The organism is Paenibacillus sp. 2TAF8 (genome assembly GCF_052114825.1).
In the GTDB taxonomy this organism is placed as follows: Bacteria; Bacillota; Bacilli; order Paenibacillales; family Paenibacillaceae; genus Paenibacillus.
In genome coordinates this window covers 222360-245038 of the sequence record NZ_JBFRFN010000002.1, presented here as the reverse complement: position 1 = coordinate 245038, position 22679 = coordinate 222360, and the positions used below count along the sequence as shown (strand labels likewise).

The 22679-nt window shown below is 44.2% G+C and carries 17 protein-coding genes; 12 read left to right on the top strand and 5 right to left on the bottom strand.

Annotation, left to right across the window (positions count from 1 at the left end):
• Positions 1 to 19: 19 nt before the first annotated feature.
• Together AB4Z30_RS03200 and AB4Z30_RS03195 are read left to right on the top strand one after the other, a co-directional pair.
• Positions 20 to 598 (top strand): hypothetical protein, encoded by a 579-nt coding sequence (locus AB4Z30_RS03200; RefSeq protein ID WP_441923237.1) that lies wholly within the window; start codon positions 20 to 22, stop codon positions 596 to 598.
• Between the two features lie 218 nt (positions 599 to 816).
• The gene (locus AB4Z30_RS03195; protein ID WP_441924175.1) at positions 817 to 2454 is read left to right on the top strand and encodes an extracellular solute-binding protein; all 1638 of its coding nucleotides are present in this window, start codon (positions 817 to 819) and stop codon (positions 2452 to 2454) included.
• A gap of 118 nt (positions 2455 to 2572) precedes the next feature.
• Here AB4Z30_RS03195 and AB4Z30_RS03190 read toward each other — a convergent pair whose 3' ends face one another.
• Both AB4Z30_RS03190 and AB4Z30_RS03185 read right to left on the bottom strand, forming a co-directional pair.
• Positions 2573 to 4213, bottom strand: coding sequence for a response regulator transcription factor (locus AB4Z30_RS03190; protein ID WP_441923235.1), 1641 nt, complete (start codon positions 4211 to 4213; stop codon positions 2573 to 2575).
• A gap of 9 nt (positions 4214 to 4222) precedes the next feature.
• Complete coding sequence (locus tag AB4Z30_RS03185; RefSeq protein WP_441923233.1) at positions 4223 to 5932, bottom strand: sensor histidine kinase; 1710 nt, start codon at positions 5930 to 5932, stop codon at positions 4223 to 4225.
• A 145-nt stretch (positions 5933 to 6077) separates the two neighbouring features.
• On the opposite strand from AB4Z30_RS03185, the gene AB4Z30_RS03180 reads away from it, so the two are divergent.
• The 9 genes from AB4Z30_RS03180 (at position 6078) to AB4Z30_RS03140 (ending at position 16808) form a co-directional block, all read left to right on the top strand.
• The gene (locus AB4Z30_RS03180) at positions 6078 to 7028 is read left to right on the top strand and encodes an ABC transporter permease (protein ID WP_441923231.1); all 951 of its coding nucleotides are present in this window, start codon (positions 6078 to 6080) and stop codon (positions 7026 to 7028) included.
• Positions 7029 to 7046: 18 nt separating this feature from the next.
• A complete protein-coding gene (locus AB4Z30_RS03175) occupies positions 7047 to 7925 on the top strand; it encodes a carbohydrate ABC transporter permease (RefSeq protein ID WP_123063459.1) in 879 nt (292 codons plus the stop codon).
• Positions 7926 to 7967: 42 nt separating this feature from the next.
• Positions 7968 to 12449, top strand: a complete 4482-nt coding sequence (locus AB4Z30_RS03170) for a carbohydrate binding domain-containing protein (protein WP_441923229.1) — start codon at positions 7968 to 7970, stop codon at positions 12447 to 12449.
• A gap of 353 nt (positions 12450 to 12802) precedes the next feature.
• Positions 12803 to 13177 carry a response regulator transcription factor gene (locus tag AB4Z30_RS03165; RefSeq protein ID WP_441923227.1) on the top strand — a complete coding sequence of 125 codons (375 nt, stop codon included), beginning with the start codon at positions 12803 to 12805 and terminating at the stop codon, positions 13175 to 13177.
• Complete coding sequence (locus tag AB4Z30_RS03160) at positions 13167 to 13793, top strand: chemotaxis protein CheC (protein ID WP_441923225.1); 627 nt, start codon at positions 13167 to 13169, stop codon at positions 13791 to 13793. The genes AB4Z30_RS03165 and AB4Z30_RS03160 overlap by 11 nt, the downstream gene beginning before the upstream one ends.
• A 2-nt stretch (positions 13794 to 13795) precedes the next feature.
• The gene (locus AB4Z30_RS03155) at positions 13796 to 14770 is read left to right on the top strand and encodes a diguanylate cyclase domain-containing protein (protein WP_441923223.1); all 975 of its coding nucleotides are present in this window, start codon (positions 13796 to 13798) and stop codon (positions 14768 to 14770) included.
• 210 nt (positions 14771 to 14980) lie between these two features.
• Positions 14981 to 15412, top strand: coding sequence for a DUF3237 family protein (locus AB4Z30_RS03150; RefSeq protein ID WP_441924173.1), 432 nt, complete (start codon positions 14981 to 14983; stop codon positions 15410 to 15412).
• 396 nt (positions 15413 to 15808) lie between these two features.
• On the top strand, positions 15809 to 16414 hold the full coding sequence (locus tag AB4Z30_RS03145) for a TetR/AcrR family transcriptional regulator (RefSeq protein ID WP_441923221.1): 606 nt from the start codon (positions 15809 to 15811) through the stop codon (positions 16412 to 16414).
• Positions 16415 to 16460: 46 nt separating this feature from the next.
• Positions 16461 to 16808 (top strand): DUF4260 domain-containing protein, encoded by a 348-nt coding sequence (locus AB4Z30_RS03140; RefSeq protein WP_441923219.1) that lies wholly within the window; start codon positions 16461 to 16463, stop codon positions 16806 to 16808.
• Between the two features lie 177 nt (positions 16809 to 16985).
• Here the strand turns inward: AB4Z30_RS03140 and AB4Z30_RS03135 are convergent, their stop codons facing one another.
• The gene (locus tag AB4Z30_RS03135; protein ID WP_441923217.1) at positions 16986 to 17753 is read right to left on the bottom strand and encodes a sulfite exporter TauE/SafE family protein; all 768 of its coding nucleotides are present in this window, start codon (positions 17751 to 17753) and stop codon (positions 16986 to 16988) included.
• Positions 17754 to 17948: 195 nt separating this feature from the next.
• Between AB4Z30_RS03135 and AB4Z30_RS03130 the strand changes: the two genes are divergently transcribed.
• The gene (locus AB4Z30_RS03130; protein WP_441923215.1) at positions 17949 to 20222 is read left to right on the top strand and encodes a glycoside hydrolase family 3 N-terminal domain-containing protein; all 2274 of its coding nucleotides are present in this window, start codon (positions 17949 to 17951) and stop codon (positions 20220 to 20222) included.
• A 168-nt stretch (positions 20223 to 20390) separates the two neighbouring features.
• On the opposite strand, the gene AB4Z30_RS03125 is transcribed toward AB4Z30_RS03130, so the two are convergent.
• Both AB4Z30_RS03125 and AB4Z30_RS03120 read right to left on the bottom strand, forming a co-directional pair.
• Entirely contained in the window at positions 20391 to 20963 is a 573-nt protein-coding gene (locus AB4Z30_RS03125; protein WP_441923213.1) for a GerMN domain-containing protein, read from the bottom strand.
• Between the two features lie 47 nt (positions 20964 to 21010).
• The gene (locus AB4Z30_RS03120) at positions 21011 to 22438 is read right to left on the bottom strand and encodes an N-acetylmuramoyl-L-alanine amidase (RefSeq protein ID WP_441923211.1); all 1428 of its coding nucleotides are present in this window, start codon (positions 22436 to 22438) and stop codon (positions 21011 to 21013) included.
• Positions 22439 to 22679: the final 241 nt, after the last annotated feature.

Genomic DNA, 22679 nt, shown 5'->3' with positions numbered 1-22679 from the left:
CTTCGAGAGGATGGAAACCATGAGTATGAATAACAACAACGATACCAATAACAACCAATCATCTGAGCAGTTTATCGAGCTGTTAGGTCAACCATATGATGCCAAACAGGTACAATCCTTTCTTGAACCCTTCGGTGTAAAAAGAATTGCGAAGCCTGATGGTCCTTTTCAGGATGACATCATCTGGTCTGTTAAAGCATCGGTGCGTATTGATGTGTATCGATCCCCCAAGATCAATACATTAACCGGACGTGATGATCTTCCAGCGGATGATTGGATCATTGGAGCTATTCATTTTCTTGCACCGGGTTCGGACGATCGAATTCAAAAACCGTTTGCCGGACAATTGCCCAAAGGGATAACGATGACTGCAACACCTGACGAATGGATTAAAGCATATGGTCAACCGGATATCTGTGAGCAAGGTGACTGGCATGGCGGCAGTGGTCCTTATCTGGCATGGCGTAAATCTGACATCAATATTTCAGTCGAATATGAAACGGAAGAGGACAGCAGTGTAATCACATGTGTTAAGTATTGCTTAATTGGTTGCATGGGCGCCTGGACGAGTGATTACCCGAAAGTGTTTGCTCCCTAATAACTAGAAAGACAGAAGTAAGACGTTGTACTAATACAACATCTGTATTCACTTTTTAATATCCTAAATAAATACAATAAATGTTGCAATATTAGTATGGGCATTCATATGGTTCATTCATTATGATGGACTCTGTAGACAACATCACTACATACAGGGGGACACACAAGTTGAGAACAATCAAGAAAAGAAAGATTGGCGGTTTGGCTTTGGCAGGAATGTTGGCGCTTACAGCAGTTCTAAGCGGATGTAACAGTGGAGCAAGTAAAGAGGCTGCACCAAGCACACCGAGTGCTGCACTGGAATTGAAGGACGGGAAGTATGATCCACCCGTCAAACTTACTTATTTGCGTCCTTGGGGACCCGAAATCAAATTCAAATCTGGTGAAGATCAGGACAATAACGTGCACACAAAATGGGCAAAAGACAAGCTCGGTATTGAATTGAAAAATCAATGGGTGTCACCATCGACCAACAACGCGTTTGAAACGAAGCTGCGCTTGTCGCTGGCTTCCAATGCAGAAATGCCGGACATCATCTCGTATCGCGGTGACTTCAATCTGGCACGTGAGTTGATTGAAACGGGCAAGTTCGTTGATGCTGGTGAATTGTTTGATCAATATGCAAGTGAAACTTGGAAAGCTGCCGTGAATGAAGATCCTTCCGTATGGTATCCTTACATGCAGGATGGTAAACGGATTGGTATTCCGATTCTGGATTACTCCTACAATAGTGATCCAGTGATGTGGATTCGCGAAGATTGGATGAAGAAGTTTAATTTGAAAGCACCTGAAACGCTGGCTGATCTTGAAGTGATTATGGAAACGTTTACGAATAAAGACCCGGATGGGAATGGTAAAAAAGACACCTACGGTCTGACCATCGGCTTCAAAAACTGGCTCAGCACATGGATGTCTGATGCAGGTTGGGTCTTCGGAGCCTACGGCACGATGCCAAATCAGTGGAATCTGAACGCAGAAGGTAAACTGGAATACGGTTCTGTAAATCCAGGAGCAAAACAAGCTTTGGCAACACTGGCTGACTGGATGAAAAAAGGATACATTCCAGAAGAAGCCGGGGTATACGATGAAACCAAAGCAGCAGAAGAGTTTACGGCAGGTAAAGCAGGCATTGTTGTCGGACCTCACTGGATGCCATCATGGCCGCTCGAAGATGTGAAGAAAAACAATCCGGAAGCGGAGTACAAAGCTTACCCGATTCCATCTGGACCTGATGGCAAGGCTGGCAGACGCGGTACCGCGAACGACAACGGTGTAGTTCTGATTAACAAAGATATGAAGAACCCAGAAGTCTTTTTCACATATCAAAACTACCTGTTTGATCATTATGCAAATCCAAAAGCAGGTGATGAATTCGAACATGGCTTCGCTGAAGGTTATGACTGGGCAATGAAAGACGGCAAACCAACAACGGATGCTAGTGTGACAGGCGGTTATGCTCCTGAGAAATACACCTTAACGTTTGATGGTGCACGTATCCCGAGTCTGAACATGACTACGCTTGCGAAGTTTGCTAACGGTGAAGAAGCAACAACACCATTCGAGAAAAAACTCAAGTCTGGCGTGCCGGCACCAATGGTGGAAGCAGCCAAGATTGTTCAGGATCAAAAAGATATCTCTTTAAAACAGATGTTCACAGGTGCACCAACGATGTCAATGCAAATGAACAACGACATCTTAACCAAAATGGAGAAGGATCTGTTCTCGCAAATCATCTATGGTAAAGCTCCGATCGATGCTTTTGATACGTTTGTAGAGAAGTGGAACTCTTCCGGTGGTGATCAAAATACGAAGGAAGTTAATGAGTGGTACCAATCTGTTACTAGCGGAAAGTAAGTACGAGTTAAGCAACTAAATCTTATCCGCTATTTCGTTCTAACCAAGCTGCTGAAGCAGGTAGGAAAGTACAAAGAAAAGGCCTTGCTGGAAATCATTCCAGCGAGGCCTTTTTGCTTCAAACCGGCAGATTCTCTCTATATTCCTGCGGTGTCAGATCGTAAAACTTTTTAAATACCCGAATAAAATATGCCGTGTTGTTGTAACCCACAAGCTCCGCAATTTCGAATACCTTGGCGCTTGACGAGCGCAAATAGTAAGCAGCTTTTTCCATCCGTAAACGATAGACATAAGCTGTCAACGCTTCTCCAGTCTCCGCCTTATACACTTTGGAAAGATACACAGGGTGCAGGTGGACATGTTCGGCAATAGCCGGTAAGGAAACATCGGAAGCCAGATGCAGGTCCACAAAGCTTTTGACACTGCGAACGATGGTACTGTGATTGTCCTTAAGCTCTTGTTCTGCGTCTTCACTGATGGAATGCAGTGTGCGGATCGACCAGTCTTTCAACTGCTGGGCGGTAGCATAGCTTGGAGCTTGAAAGTATTTATACGTTTCGGCAGGCAGGACAGAAGAAATTTGTTTTCCGTTCTTATGGATGATATAAGCAAAAGCTCCTGCCAAGGCATGATAAACCTCAATCGTCGTTTCTGCGATATCATGATGCTGCGCCGATTCGAGCAATTCTTCGAAAATAACCTCAATCTTCTTTTCCACATCGTCAAAGCGACCAGCTTCCAAAAGACTGATTAGGGTTGGAGGCTTGTACAGAGAGCGGATGGCAGGGAGGGGGTGTACATCCTTATCATCTGAAGCCGTAATGAACAAGCCCTGTGCATGTCCCATACGTTTCCGCATGGATCTGACAGCACCCTCATAAATTTCTCCAATTTCATTAGGGAACTTGCCCCAGTGAGAGACTGCGATTGAAATAGCCCCTTTTAAATATAACTGAACGTTTGTCTGAATTTGGGCAGCGTAATGTTCCAGCAGCGCTTGAGGTTTTTCCTCTTTGCTCACACTTTGTGTGCCGCCTTTTTTGACACTAACCAGTACAACCAAATAATCATGGACATCCCGTGTATGCCACATATGAAAATGCTGCTGCGTCACCTCGCTGATAATGTTGCTAATGGCATACTGCATTAGTGAAAGATCATTGTCAGCCATCTCGGATAGATGTTCTTCCATTCGAATGACTAGCATGCCCAGCTCCTCACCAACCGAATAAGGCAGATTTAGCAATTCCAGCTTGTCTGCGAGCGTTGAGGGAGAATAGGTTTTGCCTGTCAGCAATTCATGAAGCATCGTAGATTGCAATAATGGTAAGTTATCCTGGAATGCATGTAAGGCACGTTGATAAGAGGCAGCCGCTTCCCATTTTTGTTTGATCCGGTCAACAAGCCGCTGTACGGTTTCGATTAGGTCCTCATCACTTACAGGCTTGAGCAAATAATCAAAGCTTTCCTGAGCCATCGCTTGTTTCGCGTATTCGAAGTCGGCAAACCCCGAGAGTAAAATGGTCTRCACATGTGACCATTTTTCGTGAATTGCCGTGATCAACTCAATACCGGACATCTCCGGCATGCGAATATCAGTGATGACGATATCAATATCATGATTCTCCATAATTTCCAGTGCTACGGCACCTGACAACGCTTCGTGTACAGTACCGATTCCGCAACTCTCCCACGGAATGGTTTCCGCTAGCGTTTCTACAACCGAACGTTCATCATCAACCAACAAAATTTGTAACATGTACTTCACCTACTCATTGATATTGTTGTACCATGTAATGCTTACTTTGACGCCTCCGCCAGGCGTATGTTCATAGCTTAGACCCGCATCTTCACCATACAAAAAAGACAAACGCTGATGAACATTCCAAGTTCCGCATCCCATGTTGCCATCGAGCGGTTTGTTAAGATTATCAACCAACTCTTGCATCTGATTCTCGGTCATACCCAGCCCGCTGTCCTCGACGGTGATCGTACAGAATTCCTCCGTATGATGACCTGTTATGTTGATATGACCGTCTTCAGTACGGGGCTCAATGCCATGAATGATAGCGTTCTCAACGATAGGTTGTAAGCTTAAACGGGGTAACGTTTTATGCAGCATATCGTCCGGCACATTGATGGTGAAATGCATGCGTTCCAGCCGAAGTGCCTGAATTTCCAGGTAATTTTTCACCATAGTCAACTCTTCTTTGATGGTGGCCTGATCATTTTCGGACCTTGTGATGTACCGATAATACTCACCTAAATTAAGCGCCATCGCCACAACGGCTTTCTCATTTTTCATCCTCGCCATATTTTTGATGTAGAAGAGGCAATTGTAAAGAAAATGCGGATTAATCTGTGATTGTAACTGCTTCAGTGTGGCCTCACGTCTTCGGAGTTGTTCTTCGTACACGTTCTCAATCAACTCCTGAATTCGCTGTGCCATGATGTTAAATCGTGCAAACAATAAACTGAATTCATTACGTGAAGAATGATGTAATCGAACAGAGAAATCTCCAGTCGACAAACGGTTCGTTCCCTTCACCAGTTGAAGCAATGGGAGCTGCACGCTACGATACAGCACATACAACACCACAACACTCATGGCAATTAGAACGGCTATGGAAGCGTAGAATAGATTACGACTATTTGTAATCGGCCCTAGAATTTGCTGCATAGGCACGTAGTCTACATAGTACCATCCCAGACTGCCTGACTGTATGTACGAAACATAGTATTCTGTGCGGTCAAGCGTCGTAGTGAATCCGCCTTTTCCCTGCAACGGCATCTCTTTCAGCTTCGACTGAATCGCAGTCAATGTGCCATTTCCACTCGTGTTGCTAATTAAGCCAAACTCGGGATGGAACATAAAGGGATCACCGTTGTTATTCAATTTGTTCTGATCCAGCATACTGATCAAATGATGTACTGGAAAGCTGATTTTGGTAATCAGTCTCGATTTCCCAGGAGTGTCGATCGCTGTCGTTGGATCGGTCGTGTACCACTCAAATTGATTATGCTTATATGCCCATGATTTCGAAAGTGGCTTGGAAAATTCATCTTCTTCATACGGGATATAAGCATAATAATCCGTGGAAATGACTTTTTGCAACCTCGGAAAATAAAGGGTGATGGTGGAATGCCATTTACTGGCTGCATTGTACAGATTCATTTTTTCAAGAATAGCACTTCCAACTTTGACACGTTCATAAGGCACATCTTTGTAATCCGGCCGCTGATATTCCTGTATGCTCGAATCTTGCCCAATGGACATTCCATATAGAGACAGTTGGTAAATGTTGGATTCTACAGAGTCGGCAAAAGTGGACAAATGATTCATGGTATTGTTCTGAATTTCGTGTTCGATCACCCGTACACTTTCCCGGTTTGAATAGGTGTAAAGAAACAAAACCAGGACAAGCAATGCTACAAACAACAGTGTAATTTTGGTAAAGACATTTAGACGAGCGAACAATGCGTGGCCTCCTCAACTCATTAAAATATTGTTATCGTTGTTGCAATATTAGGATATAGATTGCTAATAACCGTTGCTATAATTTTAATATACAAGTTCATATCCACTTGTAAAATACAAATTTTAGAACATGGGGGATGTAGGGGTGAAGGAACATACGTTAGAAACGCCTCGCAAGGGGCGTGCCATCAAGGCAAGACAACGCTGGAACATGCAACGGAATTGGTCCTTGCATTTGATGCTCGTACCAGCGGTTTTGCTGGCAATTGTATTTCAGTACATACCAATGGGCGGGATTGTGATTGCTTTCCAGGATTTTAAACCATACCTCGGATTTACCGAATCCAAATGGGTAGGTTGGGATAATTTCAAGTATTTATTTTTATACCCGGATGTAGGCCAGGTCATCTGGAATACACTGGTCATTGCATTTTTCAAAATAATCGCAGGTTTAATTGCTCCATTCCTGTTCGCGATTTTGTTAAACGAAGTTCGTTTAAATGCCTTTAAAAGGGTAAGTCAAACACTGGTGTATCTTCCGCATTTTCTATCATGGGTAATCCTGGGTGGAATATTGCTTGATATTCTTTCGCCGCAGGGCGGCATGGTGAACAAACTGGTGGTTGCACTCGGTGGAGATCCGATCTTTTTCCTCGGGGATGGAACATGGTTTCGGATAACACTGATTGTTAGTGATGTTTGGAAAGAATTTGGCTTCGGCACGATTGTATTTCTGGCTTCTCTGTCCGGTATTAACCCGGCACTGTACGAAGCTGCGGAAGTGGACGGCGCAAACCGGTTCAAACAAACGCTGTTCATTACAATTCCGGCCCTGATGCCAATTACAATCGTACTTATGACACTTTCCATCGGAAACATTTTGAATGCAGGTTTCGATCAGGTGTTCAACCTGTACAACCCGCTAGTTTATGACAAAGGTGATATCATCGATACCTTCGTATACCGTCTTGGTATCCTGAACGGCAAAATGAGCTTTGCAACGGCTGTAGGACTTTTCAAATCGGTCGTGGCAACGATTCTGATCGTTATCTCATATCGCATGGCTTACAAATTGGCGAATTACCGCGTGTTCTAGTAGAGAGGAGAAAAGGGCTTGTATTACAAAACAAAAGGCTATCGAATATTCAGCGTTGCTAACTATATTTTCCTTGGCGTATTATCACTGCTTTGCATTCTGCCTATCATTCATATTTTGGCCGTTTCGTTCAGCAGCATGGCACCAGCATCAGCCAATCTTGTCGGCTTCTGGCCAATTGGCTTTACGACAGATGCATATGTCAAAACGTTCGGCAATTCAAATTTCATTAATTCCTTGCTAGTTTCGGTTAAACGAACAGTCATTGCTACCGTGATCGGTATGGTAATTATGTTACTTACCGCATTCCCGCTGTCGAAGGAAGATCTCAATTTCAAAGGCCGCTCGATCTACACCTGGTTCTTTGTATTTACGATTTTGTTCAGCGGAGGTTTGATCCCGAGTTATATTCTGATTCAAAAACTGGGTCTGATGGATACGATCTGGGCGCTGGTATTGCCAGGTGCACTGTCCGTGTGGAATGTCATTCTGATGATGAACTTCTTCCGCGGTCTGCCTAAAGAGCTGGAGGAAGCGGCTTATCTGGATGGAGCAGGTCACATTAAAACGCTGGCGCTAGTATATATACCGCTGTCCATGCCAGCGATAGCAACCTTATCCTTGTTTACCATGGTAGGTCAGTGGAACTCTTGGTTCGACGGCATGATCTATATGTCCGATGTCAAAAATTACCCACTGGCTTCCTTGCTACAAACCATTATCGTGCAGCAAGACCTCAGTAAAATCAACGTGGACCCATCCATGCTGGAGAATGTTTCCCAGCGTACGGTTCGCGCAGCACAGATTTTCATCGGGGCATTGCCGATTTTGGTCATATATCCATTCTTACAACGCTTTTTCGTTAAAGGTATCGTCATTGGGGCAGTAAAAGAGTAGTACTGCCCTGCAAGTGACCACACATTCTAGGGAGGAATATGAGTGAAAAAAGGGTTGGCTTGTCTCGTAGCAGGAAGCATGATCGTTTCACTGGCAGCTCCGGCTGTAGTCGGTGCAGAACAGATGAAGCAGCAAACGGTAACGGAGCAGGAGCAGGCGTCAAGCCTGCTTCGGGCGCCGTACAAAGATTTGCAAGGGCATTGGGCTGAAAAAGCAGTGATGCGTATGCAGGATATGGCGCTGACTAAAGGTTATGCGGACGGCACATTCAGACCGAGTGAACGTATTAGCCGTGCCGAATTTGTTGTGATGCTCGACCGGGTGTTCGGATTCGCAGGAGGCCCCGGAGCGGCATCATACACAGATGTTAGTGAAAAAGACTGGTATTATGATGCAATCACACGAGCAAGTGGATCTGGCATTATTCAGGGTATCGATGCAACACATCTGTCTCCCCAGCTTCCGATTACTAGGCAAGATGCTGTCGTGATGGCAGATCGTGCTTTTCAACTATCGACAGGCAGCGAGAATCAACCGCTCGGTTCTGCATTTAAAGACGACAAAGATTTAGCTGACTATGCAAGAAATGCGATGAACTACTTCGTGAATAACAAAATTGTAAACGGATACAATGGAAATCTGGCACCTGAATCCAATATTACGAGAGCAGAAGCTGCTACGATCATGTCTACGTTGATAGCAGATATTCATAGCAAACCCGGCACCTATGAATCCAATGTAGATGGAAATCTGATCGTTCGCTCAACCGATGTGACGCTGAAAAATACAACAGTTAACGGAAACTTGCTCCTTACAGAAGCCATTGGAGAAGGTACCGTGGCGCTCGACGGAGTAACGGTCACTGGAAGTGTAATCGTGAAAGGCGGAGGAAGCCATTCTATCGATATTCATAACTCCAAATTGAATCGAGTTGTGGTAGACAAAAACACAAGTTCAGTACATGTGAAGATCACAGGAACAACACAGGTTGAAGAGTTATATGTCGCAAACAAGGCTACAGTTGATTTGTCTGCCGAGGGTACCATTAATTCATTAAAAGTAAACCGTAAAGCCCGTAATACGGCTATTGATAGTAAAGGTCATATCAAGCTTCTAGAAGTTGATGCCGCGAGCGTATCGCTTAATGGGAAAACGGTTGCACTAGGACAATACAAGGATGGCACTACGCCTGGGACAGGACAGTCCGAGCAACCAAATGCTGCTACACCAAGTACTTCTAACGGTGGCAATAATTCTAGTACAGGTGGGGGCGGCTCTTCCAATTCAGGAGGAACGACACCATCCTTACCGGGTAATCCTTCAGGTGAAAAACCGATTCCTGCAACAACGATTCCGGATGAGCATTGGGAAATGGTCTGGAATGATGAATTCAATGCGCCTTCCGTGGATGCATCCAAATGGACCGTGCAGGATACGGAGCTTGTGTATAACAATGAGTTACAATATTACAGCCCGGATAACACACGCATTGTGAAGGACGGCAACCGCAATGTTTTACAGATAGAAGCAAAGCGGGAGCAGAAGGGTAGCAAAAATTATACTTCAGGCAAACTGATTACGAAAGAGAAGGGCGACTGGACGTACGGAAAAGTGGTAGTGAGAGCGAAACTTCCCATCCAACAGGGCATGTGGCCGGCAATCTGGATGATGCCTACGGATGAAGCCCATTATGGAGGATGGCCTGCTTCCGGTGAGATTGACATCATGGAGCTGATCGGCGGTAAAAACAAAGATCACGAGATTTACAGCACCATTCATTATGATTCCAAGAAAGCCGATGGCTCTCACGGACATGATCAAGGCAAGTTCACGTTGCAACAAGGTGAATCTTTTGCCGATGAATATCATGATTTCCAGGTAGAATGGTTGCCTGGCATGATTCGATTCTATGTGGATGGCAAACTGCATCATCAGGTTAACAACTGGCAGACAACGGCGGCTGGACAGCCGGAAAGCTACACATTCCCTGCACCATTTGATCGTCCGTTCTATCTCATTCTCAACCTTGCGGTTGGGGGAGACTGGCCGGGATCACCGGAAAATGATTTTGTTTCCGAGAAGATGAATGTCGATTTTGTGCGAGTGTATTCGTATAAAAATATGGATCAATGGCCTGACGTAACTTCCAGTCCGATTGAGCCTGAGCAGCAGCGCGCACCGCAAGCGGATGATAACCAGATTTATAATGAACGCTTCACTAAAGGTGCAGATGCCAATGGTGTTCCTGTCGATTGGAAGTTCATTACAAATGCTGACGGAGAGGGCAAGGTTGAAGTCGTAGAGGATGAAGCGAAAGGCAAAGCAGCCAAAGTAACGATTGCCAAAGCAGGGACTGAAACGTATTCGGTTCAACTGACTCAAATGCCGATGTATATCAAGAAAGACAAAAAGTATAAAGTTCAGTTTGAGGCAAAAGCTTCTGCAAATCGGGTTATCCGCTCCAAAGTAACTCAGTATGAGAAAAGCTGGACGAACTATTCTGAAGAAAAATCATTTTCAGTCACTACGGATTGGCAACCATATGAATACGAATTCAACATGCGCAATGGTTCAGACAACAATGCACGCTTCGAATTTAATCTAGGATTGAACGAAGGCGATGTATGGGTAACCAATGTAAGGCTAAAGGAAATTGCTGATGCAGATCCACTCCCAGTGGAACGAAAAGCACTCCCGGATGGCAATTACGTATTCAATGGCACATTTGATCAAGGGAAACAACGGCTCGGCTTCTGGAACACTGACATTCAGTCGGGTGCTGAAGCACAGGTATCCGTCAATAACTTCTTGAAATTCCCGATCATGGAGAGACAGCTTGTTGTTGATGTGAAGAAAACAAATGGTCAACCGGAACAGGTTGCCGTCGTTCAGCCTGGTGTGAAGCTGGAAGGTAACACGAGCTACGGGTTCTCGTTTGATGCCAAGGCAGATACGACAGGCGTTATGGATATCGGTTTATCTACCGAGGAGGGCCATAACGTTCAAATTAATCAAGGACAGCAGCTTCAGATCGGGTCTGAGATGAAAACATACACTGGTGAAATTGTGATCGGAGAGGGAGAAGCGACAGCAACATCAGCATTAAAACTTTTATTTGGCGGGGCTACTGGCAAGGTTTATGTCGATAATGTGCGGCTGACGAAACGCGGCAAACCGGTAGCAATTCAGAATTATACTCATATTCCTGCCGCAGATGCTTACGTGATGCAGGGATTACAGCTTGAGAATTCCGATGAAGGCGGCGAGCATGTTAGCTACATGGATGAAGGGGATCTACTTCAATTCAAAATTACTGCAGCGAATGAAGGTGCATATGCCTTCTCAACACGGATGGCAAGCGCAAAATCCGATGCAAAGGTACGTTTTACAGTCAAAGATGAAGAAGGACATACCGTGGCAAGTTCTAATCTGACGTTAGGAGATACAGGCGGCTGGCAAACGTACAAAACAGTATATTTTCCTTCCGTACCTTTAAAAGCAGGAACAACGTATTACGTGAATTTGGAAGGGAACGAATACAACACACGCTGGCTGGACATTTCACAAAGTAAAGTAAAGAACGGCGAGCTGAGTAGAGAAACATCGGATTGGATCCTTGCACCCAACACCAATCCTCCCCATGCGACATATAGCACTGAGCATGGCGTTAGCTTGACTGTGCCTAATGAAACCCAAAATTGGTGGGACGCTATATTACAACAAGGACAGCTCTCGCTTGAAGCAGGTAAGTCGTATCGTTTGAGCTTTGATGCTTCGGCATCGGCACCAAAATCGATGCAGGTGGTTGTATCCAAAACAGGCAGTGATGATGTGAAGTATATGGAACAGACCGCTGAACTGACAACAACGAAACAGCCCTATGCCTATACCTTTACTATGGGAGATACTGCGGATGATGCAGTAATGTTAAACTTCGGTTTAGGAAATCCTGCAGTGCCAACGGGAGATCCTGTTGTATCTATTCAAAATGTAATGTTGTTTGAGGTCAACCCCGGCGCAGATGAGGGAGGTCAGCCTGTACATGTCAATCTGATCAAAAATGGTGACTTTACGCAAGGAACGAACGGCTGGTTCCCATATGCGGCAAGTAATAAACCGGAGGATTTGACCCTCAGCGCGGTAAATCAGCAGTTACTGGCACGGGTTGGTCAAGTCGGAGAGAACCCGTGGGATCGGCAATTGATCCAGGAAGGGTTTGCGATGCAACAGGGCTACACGTATAAGCTTACATTCAAAGCTAAAGCGGATCATGCACGCAAGCTGGGCGTCGGTATTGGCTGGGTGGATGTTGATGCAAATTATAAATGGACTGGATTCTACGGTGATCGAATGGATTTGACCACGGAAGAACAAGAATTCACATTTACGTTCCAGGCGACCGAGGCGAGTTATGCGAACAGCCGAATTGTGTTTGACATGGGTAAGATCAATGGTGATGAAGTAGCAAACACCACGATTACATTGTCTGATGTCAGTCTGATTAATATGGGTAAAACTCAATAAAACGTTACTGTAAAAACTGAGGAACGATTGTTAATGGAGATTTATCCGGATGTAACACAATTATCAGTAATATAGTCCAAGAAGTGACGAAGCAGAGATTCTCTGCTCGTCCTTTTTACTTTATAAATCGTTGGGATTTCCCTTCCATTGACAAATGAATACATTCTAATTTATTTTTAAGTATTGTTGACATTCTATTTTTTGAGTTACTATAAATTTATATTATTTTGCCTGTTCATCTGTCAGTCATTTTTAAGGGGTTCCACCTGTGCGCGAAGCTCCTTCTCAAGAACTGTCTACAGCGCCTGATATCTTGCGCCCTTAAAACTTATTCAAGGAGACTGAGTAGAATCATGAAAGTATTAATTGTGGAAGACTCGATTTTTGTGCAGAAATTGATGAGCAAGTTGATTAGCGATCATATTCCGGATTGCGAAATTCGAACGGCCACCAACGGAGAAGAAGGTTACCAACTTTATCAGGATTACAAACCTGATTTGATAACGACAGATCTTTTGATGCCAGGACTGAATGGTCAGGATATGCTGCGTTTGATACGAGAGAATGATCAGAATGTCAAAATAATAATTTTATCTGCCGATATTCAAAAGGCTACCCGTGAGGAAGTAGAGGAGCTGGGCATTTCAGGATTCCTGAATAAACCGTTAACTGCAGAAAGAGCAGGAACATTGCTCCAAATGATTCAGGTGGCACGTTATGCTGAATGAGCTACAGAAAGATCTGCTTACTGAACTTGTCAATGTTTACGTAGGACAAGCAGCTAATATGTTATCGGAAATTGTAGACAAACATATTGTACTCAATATCCCCGAGGTTGAGCTAATCTCCATTTCGGAAGTAGATCCTGAGGATCGAAGGTACAACATTTTATTTGCGGAAGGCCATCTCTTTCGTTCATCGTTGCAGTTCGGGTATCAATTTCAAGGCAAAGCTTTCCTAATGTTCCCTGCCGAGCAGGCAAAAGTTTTAGCGAATATGTGTCTCGGAGAATTGACAGAGAACGTGGATGCAAACGATTCTCGATTAATGGATACGGATCTCGATGTGTTGCAGGAAATCAGCAATGTGCTGCTCAATGCCATTATTGGCGAATTCGGGAATTTTCTCGAAATAAAGCTGGAGTATGTACTGCCTGATATTGAGCTGCTTCATGTTACACGAACTGATCCGCAAATTTTGCTTCAGAATGAAGTTTACATATTGGTACTGCATACCTCCTTTTTGCTTGCGGATACAGATGTAAAAGGAATTATCGTTATTGCATTGAGCATGGATTCCATCTCCAGTCTGCTGGATAAGATAAATGCTCTACTGGGAGGATAACCATGAATAATCTCATTGTACAAGCGCTGAACAAAACCAAAATGGGCATTATGATTGTCGACAAACAATTGAAAATTCTCGTGTGGAATGGTTGGTTGGAACGTTTAACAGGTATGCTCGCTGGAGACGTGCTGGGTAAAAACCTTCTGGAGATTTGCCCCAGATTCAAGGCTAATATGTATATGAGCATCATACAAAATGCGCTGTATCACGGGCAGAGCAGGTTCTGTTCCAGCGCTCTACATAAATCTTTTATCCTTCCTAAGGATGGAGGAGATGAAAGCTTTTACAGGCAGAATCTGCATGTCGAACCCCTTTATGAAAATGATCACAGTTATGCAATGTTGCAGATTAGCGACACAACCAACACGAGCACTCGCGTGTACAAACTTAAAAACCTGATTAAGGAATTGGATACGGAGTATACCAAAATCAAAGTTTCGGAAAAGATCAGTAGACATCTTTCGTTACATGATTCTTTGACAGGTCTTCCTAATCGTTTAGCCTTTAAGGATCGTCTTGCATGGGCTGTCAGCAATGCGCTAAGAACTGAGTCACGGTTTGCGGTAATGTATATCGATACGGACGGGTTCAAACAGATTAATGATACCTATGGTCATGATATAGGTGATCAGGTCTTAATGGAAGTGTCCCAGCGATTGAAGGGCAACATTCGTAGTACGGATTGCGTAGCAAGACTGGGAGGTGACGAATTCAGCATTATCTTGAACCAGCTTAAGGAAGACGATGATGCAGAGATCGTTGCCAGGAACTTGGCTGCTGCGTTTGAAGATCCGATTTATGTTAATTCCATTGAAGTCCATCTGTCTGCCAGCATTGGCATCAGTCTGTTTCCAAAAGACGGTCAAGATCCGACTGAACTACTAAAACTTGCGGATATGGCCATGTACAGAATCAAGAAAAACGGAAAGAGAGGTTACGCCTTCTTTCAGCCTGAGTATGATAAAGTCTGGTGATGTAATCCTAGTTAATAAGGGTAGGTTTCCATTCCCTGTAAAATACTTGCTTGACCTCTTAAAGTTGCTATTATGGCAGCTTTTTTTGTTATGCTTTATAGAGTCGTTCATACTCGCTAGCAGGAGTCCTTATGTAGCTGACGAAGTGAAGTAAGGATCAATAAATGGGTAAAATCACGAAATAATAGACAGAGAGGATGACTATGATTGATGACGAAGCTAGAGATGGAAGAGTTGTTTACCGTACACGTTAAGATTGAAAATTCAATCGAACTAAAAAACGCGGATGGAGACTCGGTAGTGATGATTACATTTACAGGAAATGTCACAGGAACCAGTTTCGAAGGCTCCGTTCGTGAGGGAGGCGTGGATACACAAATTATTGGAAAAGAGGGAGGACGTCACAGCCTGTCAGCCAGGTATATGTTACAGGGACATGATTATAGGGGGCAAGCTTGTGAGATTTACATCGAAAATAACGGATATATCGGGGAAGTGAAAGATGACATGCTGTTTCGCACCTCACCTAGGATCATAACCAACAGTAAGGCTTTATCAACTCTGAACGTAGATGCGCTTATTGGTGAGGGGTATCCAGCAGTGGATGGCGTAGACATTAAAATTTTCAAGGTGAAATCATAACATGCAGCACGATAATTCACACGTAATGATAATTGTTTCATTGATTTATAAGAGCGTTGTCCATGTGACAGCGCTCTTATATTAATTTCACATGTTTATGATTGTAAATCAGCATATCGTGTTAACTCTATATTTTGCTTATGATTCTTCGTACCAGCCAAATGATAAATATGAAGAGAGCCAATAGAATAATTAAACCAGTTATGCCAACACTTTGTAACACAAGGAACCTCCTAAAATAAGACATTTAGTACTTTATATTATTACATTATTATGAACCGGAAACAACGCCTAAAGTAACTCTCTTTTAATCTGGTGTTGACTGTTCGAACAAACAGTACTATTATAAGGACATAAATTGACTGTTCAACCAAACAGTATTGGAGTGGAGATCATATGTCTAAACAACAAGCAGGGAACCAAGACGAACGTAGAGATGCGATTTTGCAAGCGGCGTTTACGTTGTTCGGTCAGGTGGGTTATACGAAAGCTACTATGAAAGAAATTGCAGCTAAAGCCGGCGTCGCTCAAGGGCTGATTGGATACCATTTTAATACTAAAGAAACGCTTCTGGTGGAAGTAGTGCGGGAATGGATGATTAACCGGGGCATGCAGGAAGCACTTCAACAACTGGATATGACAGCACCTCCAGCAGAGTTGCTCCAGCAAGCTTTAAGGCATGTCGTTGCGTTTCGGAGCACGAATCAAGAGTGGTTCACACTGTTAATCAGTTTGTGGACGGAGAGTGTGAACAACGAGAAGCTGGCCCTGGAGTTAATGAAACTGTACCAGGAGATGAAATCAGGTATTCGATTAATAATTGATCGCATGGAGCTGCCGCTGGACGAATCCGAAAAGGAAATCTTCACCGCCTTGATTCAAGCAGTGTTTGACGGATTAACGTTACAATCCCCTGTACTGCTATCAGCAGATCCGCTCTCTCATGAACAGGTATCTCTAGGCATCGGGTGGATGCTGAAGGGTATCAAATCTGCCAATTGAATACATCAAAATCAAAATACTTCATATTCAAAGGAGATCGACCACAATGACTAGGTTATGGATTCGATTAGAAGGCTTGCTGGTGCTTGCAGCAGCGACAACGATTTATTTTTATCATGATTACTCCTGGTGGCTCTTCCTGCTGTTGCTTTTCTTCCCGGATGTATTCATGATCGGTTATGCCGCAAACAACAAGCTGGGTGCACTACTCTATAATGTGGGGCATACATACATAGTACCGATGGTTTTATTGGCGGTCGGATATGTATTGAAAATGGACGTTCTGATGCTGATCAGCTTCATCTGGATCGCTCACATCGGCATGGATCGAATGTTTGGTTTTGGCTTGAAGTATGAAAMAGAGTTCAAAGATACTCATCTTCAGCGCGTATAATCATTGGTAAACGTTTAATATCCTAATAGTTATCTGATTTTTTCTAAAAATAGTTTCATTATAAAGGCTGCACCCACATCATCAAGATGACAGGGTACAGCCTTTAATAATGAGACCTTCTTCGGCTATTCACTATGATATGGTGAACTTGAACTTACAGTACAAGCTTAAAGAACGTTACAGCCACAATATGGTGGCACCAATCATCGGTGTTAAAACCATACTCACTTTCAGCCAGAAAGCAGGCACTCGTTTGGTGAACTTCGCTCCAACGTATGAACCGGACATCGTACCTATCACAACAAGCAGCAGTAACTGCAAGTCCAGATAACCAATTTTCATATATCCGGCTCCGCCAGCTAATGCAATAGGGATAATCACCAGCATGGTGGTTCCAGCTGCATATCGCATAGGCATATTCAACAACAGCATAAGTCCTAATTGGATGAAAGGTGTGGAGCCAATGCCGAACAGTCCGGATAACATGCCGGTAATGACACCGATAAGTATCGAATATACCCAGTAACGAACACCTTCTCCCAGCATAAACGTCTGCTTATCGGAGCTATCCCGATGACGCGAAACCAGAATTAATCGAAGCCACAAAGCGAACCCTGAAGCAAATAACATCAAGGAAGTTAGCATACCTAGCCGATCTTCCGGGATATAGGAAGACCATCCTGAGCTGATCCATGCTCCCGATGCTCCAGCGAGACCCACGATCACACCGGTTTTGAGCACAGCATTTCCCTCACGGTAATGACTGATTGAACCGGATATCGAGGAGAAAAACATGGCTGCAAGTGCCGTGCCAAGCGCAACATGAATTGGATATCCGAATGCAACCGTCAGGATCGAGATAATAAAACCGGAACCACCTGCACCAACAAACCCGAGCAGAAGACCCAGAAGAAACATAACAATCACAATATTCATCACTAACATCAGACTTCTCCAAACTCTTATTCATCCGAAAACCACATTTTACGTTTTCTTTACGAATAGTAATATGAATTCAATTATATCATGCGTGTTCAGCGCTCTCTACTTGAAAGAATTGCGAGGAGATATGAGAGAAACAAAAGCAGGAGAATCCGCGTCTAATCCATCATAAAGTTAATAGAACAGGAGTGAAATGCAGTGCGTTTAAGCTACAAAACTATCATGGCCGCAGCTTTCGGTTCCATGCTGATCTGGGCGGGCAGTGCAAATGCGGAAACCACATTTGTTGACCTCCAGTATTCGCAATGGGCCAAAGATGGCATTCAGTATATGGCAAAAAGAGGTACAGTAGCAGGTTATGGCAACGGCAAATTCCAGCCCCAGACATCTGTAACACGAGGACAGGCCATTACTTTCTTAGTACGTGAGCTTTATCCCGAGCAGCTTGAACAACCCGTGGAAAAGTTGAAATATACGGATGTGCCAACAAGCCATCCTTTTTACCGTGAGATCGCCATCGCTGAGCAGCATGGGCTGGCTGGCGGGTTTCCAGATGGCTCATTTCAGCCCAATGTACCGATCAGTCGGGCCGAAACTGCTGCTTTTTTGACACGTGCATACCCGCTTGAACAAGGGGCTCAATCCTTCCGGTGGACAGATACGGTGAAACACTGGGCTGCTGCGCCGATTCAGATTATGAGTTCGAACGGATTAGTCGGAGGTTATGCAGATGGCATGTATCAACCCGATCGGAAGGTGAGTCGGGCGGAATATGCCGTGTTCATGGCGCGTGTCATTCGATTTGAACGTGAAGCGGCGATCCAGGCCCAGGATTGGGATAAGCTCATCTCTTATATGACCCTAAGCGAGCAAGTGGGGCAGATGATTATGCCCGATATCAGGCAATGGAATGGTAAGGCGACAACAACCGTAAACGACGGACTGAAAGGGAACATCCAAGATCAGAATGTTGGCGGGCTTATTCTTTTTGACAAAAATATTGTAGATGCACAGCAGCTTGCCACATTCACACATCAGATCCAAACCCAGGCTGGCGACATCCCGTTGTTTCTTGGCATCGATCAGGAGGGAGGCGTGATCCGCCGCATTCCTGGCGGTACCAATCTTCCGGGACAGATGGCGCTTGGTGCAACAGGTGATTTGGCTCTGGCAGAAGCAGCGGGACAACTGACTGGAGAAGAATTACAAGCGCTCGGTATCCAGGTTAATTTTGCGCCTGTACTCGACGTAAACAGCAATCCGGATAATCCGATTATCGGCATGCGATCATTCAGCTCGAATGCGGAACTGGTGACGCAGCTCGGTCTAGCCATGATCAAGGGACTACGCCAATCGGGTGTTATTGCAGGAGTGAAACATTTTCCAGGGCATGGGGATACATCCGTTGATTCTCATCTGGGACTGCCTGTACTCACACATGCACGTAATCAACTTGATGCGGTGGAGTTAAAACCGTTCAAGGCAGCAATAGAGGCAGGTGTAGATATGATAATGACGGCACACATTGCTTTCCCGGCCATTGATAACGAGCAAGTCGTCTCTCGCAAGGACGGTACACGGGTTCCGCTTCCAGCCACATTATCTCGTAAGGTGTTAACAGGCTTGCTCCGGGAGGAGTTGCACTATCAAGGTTTGATTATTTCCGATGCTTTTACAATGAAGGGCATTAGTGAGCATTTTGGTGAGACAGAGGCTGTAGAACATGCCGCTGCGGCGGGTGTAGACATCATACTGATGCCACAAGATGTGTCTGCTGCACATCAAGCATTAATTCGTGCCGTTAATCATGGGACACTTTCCAAGGAGCGCGTGCATGAGTCGGTAAAACGTATTTTGATGGTAAAGTCCAAGTATAATCTGTTTGAGTCTGGTCCATCCCTGACACAAAAGTTAAGTAAGTTGAAAAGCATCATTGGATCTGATGCGCACCTTCAGGTGGAACGTAGCATCGCGGAGCGAGCAGTTACTGTCCTAGCCGGGGCTGAAGATGGAAGAGCGGAGAACATTCGTGCTGGTGATCGCGTCGCCATTCTAGCATCTGATGCAGATCAAGCTATGCAGCTGGCACGGCAGCTCAAACAAGCCGCAGGTAACGTTTCAATCGAAACGAAGACGGTTGTCTTGAATTCGAACAATATGAAAAGCGTGCTGCAAACATTAAACAAAAACAAGACAGATTATGTTCTTCTAGCTTCATATCAATTCCGCAATGTAGCAAGTCAGTTCCGTTGGGATGAGCTGCAGCTATTAATCAACGAGTTGAATCAAGAGCAAGTGCGCTATACGTTGCTGTCCCTTGGTAATCCGTACGAGATGCTTCATTTGCAAAACGTACGCTCAGCGCTTGCTGTGTATGGGAAACAAGAGCCCAATACACTCGCTGTTATCAAGGTACTTCTGGGTCAACTTGAGGCAAAAGGTAAGCTTCCGATTGATCCAGGACGTTCTTAGATTTTCAATTTGTGGGCTACGTAGAAAAACCATGCTAACTAATTCAAATTAGATAGCATGGTTTTCTCTTTTCGTATTTTTTTAGAACGTGACAAGTGTAACCGTCATTCATGTTCTCTTTTTTATACCTTCATGCTACCAGACACCAAGTATTACTGAATAAAACAATTATTCCTTACCACGAACGATTGGGTGTTCCAACTCCACATGTCCCATTAGGCTATCGGTTTCTTTCCCATCCACCAGTAGTTGAATACTTTGGATCTCTTCGAACTGGAACAGGGTTTGTTGCAACACATCCAAGAAAAGAAGTTCCCCGCCGGAACCGAGTCTCGCCTCATCCGGAATGTGAATATTTAATGTGATTTTTCCATCGCTTTCCTGAAAATCAAGTGATTCCAGTCCAATGTTACTCCATAATGAAATATATTCAGGGTCATCCGAACGTTGCATCATGTCAAACGCCTGTGTATATTTCTCATTGCTGTTCGAAAACTCAATGGTGGCTTTCTTTGTTTTAACTTGCGTAAGTTCAGCATCTACATAACCAACTTCAATCTCCTGTGTCTCTTTACTCACTGCGTCTGGTGCGGAGGGTGTAGAGCCGTTAGATTGAGTCGGATTGGGTGCGGGCTCCGCATTTCCGGGGTCAGTGGCAGGTTTATTACCACAACCAGCAAGTATGAGCATTATGGCTGTGAGGTAGAGCAGGCTCACGTAGTTTAATTTTTTTCTCATCATAAGCACATCCTTATATTCACATTCATTTCCCGTTACTTCCTTGTTCATCAGGATTGCTGCAAAAATTCCTTGATTCCATCAACGATAGCCTGAGCCGCTGTGTTCTGTACACTTTCAGAGAGCATTGCTTGTTCTTCAGCGAGATTGCTCAGGAATCCGATTTCAAGTAACACCGCAGGCATCGTTGTATTTCGTAATACTTCCAGATTGCCGTTCTTAACTCCGCGATCCTTAAAACCTAATGCTTGAATCAGATGCCTGTGTACGATATCAGCCAGTGCTTTACTGCTGTTTCGTTTGTAGTAGAACGTTTCGGTACCTGTGGTCAGAGGTGAAGCCTCCACACTGTTTCCATGGATCGATACAAACACATCTGCATTTAACGTGTTCGCCAATTTCACACGTTCTGGACGTGTAGGGTAAACATCCGTCTCACGTGTCATCACTACTTCAATATCCGACTCCTGAAGCAGCAGAGCCTGAACTTTGAGAGCGAGTGGCAGGGTGAAATTCTTCTCTTGTGTATTGGAGATGCCGATTGTACCCGGATCTTTACCACCGTGCCCGGCATCAATAACAACAACATGTTTACCACTGTCATTGCCAATAGGGTTGACTGGAATGCCAATTGTGGCGGTCAGAGCCAAATCGACAATCAGTTTACCGCTGACATATTGAGAATTGGCTTGAACATCGTTCAAATTATTCAACTCGATAACAACTCTGACTTGAGCCGGATCTTTTTTGAAAAGGGAGTAGCGAACATCTGTCACATTAGCTATACCGTTGACATCAAGCTTACCCATTGTACCTTGCAGCAAGGTTGAATCCATATCTCCAAAGGTGGTATTCGGCAGATCCACCACGATGCGATCCGGATTCGTTAACCTGGTGATCTGTGGTGTAACTTCTGTATCAACAGATACAACAAGCTGCTGATTAGCAAAGCTGATATCATTCACTTTGCTCCATACGACGTTATTCCCTACGTCAGGAACAGTGGGAGCAGATGAGGGCTCAGCAACAGGAGGAAGTTCAGTGCTTTTCAGACCAACAATTTTTTCTTTGTTATTCCAGCTTACGGAAAGTCCCATTTCTTCACTGACAAAACGAAGGGGAACAACGACCGTATTTTTGATTAATTGCGGCGCCGTGTTTAGTGTCACTTTTTCATTCTGAACCCTGGCTTCTTTCTTACCAACGTTCAGAGAGAGCACCTTTGCGTTTTGTTCAATGCTCACATTCTGACTCTTCTGATCCCATTTCACGTTAAATTTCAAATTCTCAGCAACAACACGAATGGGAATCATCACATTTTTGTTCATATTGACAACTTCGACATCTGACGGCAATACAAGCTCCTGACCATCTAATATAATTTTAGTTTGTGTGGTGGCTGTGGCAGCCTGTCCCACATTGGGCAGGGCGAGCAGAAATAATAAGCTGAACAAAAGTACACTTACAATTTTTTTCATTTTACACCTCTGTTTATAGTTACTTATGACAATATTCTACATTTATGCGGATGGTTCCTGCTGTATTATTTTTTTCTTTTTTATAAACAGCAGCATATACTGATTTAGCAAAGGAAGACGTGCAATCCAGTCTCAGTCTGGAATGGGGCGTTATCTAACGTCTCTTTGCGATTAGATTATTAATTTTTTTGGATAATTATTACATTGACAGTTTTACATTTTTCCAAAATAATAAACGTAA

Coding starts and splice junctions, on each gene's coding strand:
- AB4Z30_RS03200 (WP_441923237.1), top strand. CDS start 20: ATGAGTATGAATAACAACAACGATACCAATAACAACCAATCATCTGAG.
- AB4Z30_RS03195 (WP_441924175.1), top strand. CDS start 817: ATGTTGGCGCTTACAGCAGTTCTAAGCGGATGTAACAGTGGAGCAAGT.
- AB4Z30_RS03165 (WP_441923227.1), top strand. CDS start 12,803: ATGAAAGTATTAATTGTGGAAGACTCGATTTTTGTGCAGAAATTGATG.
- AB4Z30_RS03160 (WP_441923225.1), top strand. CDS start 13,167: ATGCTGAATGAGCTACAGAAAGATCTGCTTACTGAACTTGTCAATGTT.
- AB4Z30_RS03155 (WP_441923223.1), top strand. CDS start 13,796: ATGAATAATCTCATTGTACAAGCGCTGAACAAAACCAAAATGGGCATT.
- AB4Z30_RS03150 (WP_441924173.1), top strand. CDS start 14,981: ATGACGAAGCTAGAGATGGAAGAGTTGTTTACCGTACACGTTAAGATT.
- AB4Z30_RS03145 (WP_441923221.1), top strand. CDS start 15,809: ATGTCTAAACAACAAGCAGGGAACCAAGACGAACGTAGAGATGCGATT.
- AB4Z30_RS03135 (WP_441923217.1), bottom strand. CDS start 17,753: ATGTTAGTGATGAATATTGTGATTGTTATGTTTCTTCTGGGTCTTCTG.
- AB4Z30_RS03125 (WP_441923213.1), bottom strand. CDS start 20,963: ATGATGAGAAAAAAATTAAACTACGTGAGCCTGCTCTACCTCACAGCC.
- AB4Z30_RS03120 (WP_441923211.1), bottom strand. CDS start 22,438: ATGAAAAAAATTGTAAGTGTACTTTTGTTCAGCTTATTATTTCTGCTC.